Annotated in this window: 1 protein-coding gene; it reads left to right on the forward strand. The window is 27.9% G+C overall.

Features of this window, described 5'->3' with window-relative positions; all coding sequences use genetic code 4:
- The coding region (locus OF364_RS02975; RefSeq protein ID WP_263774127.1) for a coiled-coil domain-containing protein at positions 1-1,317 on the forward strand (1,317 nt) is incomplete at both ends.

The following is a 1,317-nucleotide window of genomic DNA, read 5'->3' on the forward strand; positions in this document are numbered from 1 at the left end:
TAAAACAATTAACTGAGGCCTTAAATAAGGCAGTTGGTTTAGATGATAGACAAACTGCACTAGATGCTTTAGAATCAAAACTAGCCGAAGTTCAAAATCTAGTTAACATTTCAGAAGACGATAAAACCAAAAATGCAAAAAATGAATATGATGCTTTCAAATCAGCTTATGATGATGCTAATAATTTAGTTACAACTCAAAAACAACAAATTAAACAAGCTAAAGAAGAAATTGAAAACAAAGTTAAAGAACTAGAACAAAAAACTCAAGAAGCTATTCAAAAAGCTGACAATGCTATTGCTAATAATAAAGCAACTGACTTACAAACTTCATTAACAGAATTAGGTGACTTAGAAACTAAACTAGACACTTTAGTTAAAGAAATTGAGACTAAAAAATACAAAGCTCAAACTGATAAAGCTAAGGTTTTATTAGATGATGTTAAATCTAAAAAAGAAGAAGTTGACCAAAAGCTAAATGCTGAAATCAATAGAATTAATAAAGTTAAAACAGAATTGGAAAAAGCTAAAAATGATTTAGCTAATGCTAAAAAACATGCAACTGATAATATTAATAATATTGATGAGCTTAAAAAAGCTATTGTTGCTTTAGAAGCCCAAAAAACTACTTCTCAAGGTAAATATGATGAACATAATATACCTATTAACCAAGCTGTTGGCGAACTTAAGACAGCTTTAGATAATCTAAAAGATGAATTAAAAGATATAGATGCATTTATAGCTAACTTAAAACAAAAACAAGCAGATAATGAAAAAGAAGTTAAAGATAAATTAGATGATGCTTTAAAACAAGCAGAAGACGCTATTAAAAAAGCAGATGAAGCTGGTACTGATAAAACTAAACTAGATGAAGCTAAAGAAGATTTAGAAAAAGCTAAGGAAGCTTTAGAAGAAGCAAAACAAAAAGCTGAAGAAAAAGGTGATGCCGATTCAGCTAAACAAGCTGAAGATAAAGCAAAAGAAGTAACTGATAAATTAACTGAAATCAATAATAAATTAGATGATACTATAGCTAAAGAAATTGATAGTGCAACTACAGCATTAAAAAATGCTATTAATAGTCTAAATTCAAAAGATGGAGTTGATGAACTAACTACAGAACTACCAAAATTTGAAGCTGAAATTACTAAAGCTAAAGCCGTTTATGATAAATATAATAAAGATGAATACAAAAACAAAGTTTCAGTCCCTGAAAAATTAGAAGCACTAAAAAACACTTTAGATCAAGCAAACACTCTTAAAACAACTAAAACAAATGATAGAGATACTAAAAAACAAGCTACAGAAAATAAATATA

Origin of the sequence: Mycoplasma enhydrae (assembly GCF_025779955.1) — a bacterium.
GTDB lineage: Bacteria > Bacillota_I > Bacilli_A > Mycoplasmatales > Metamycoplasmataceae > Metamycoplasma > Metamycoplasma enhydrae.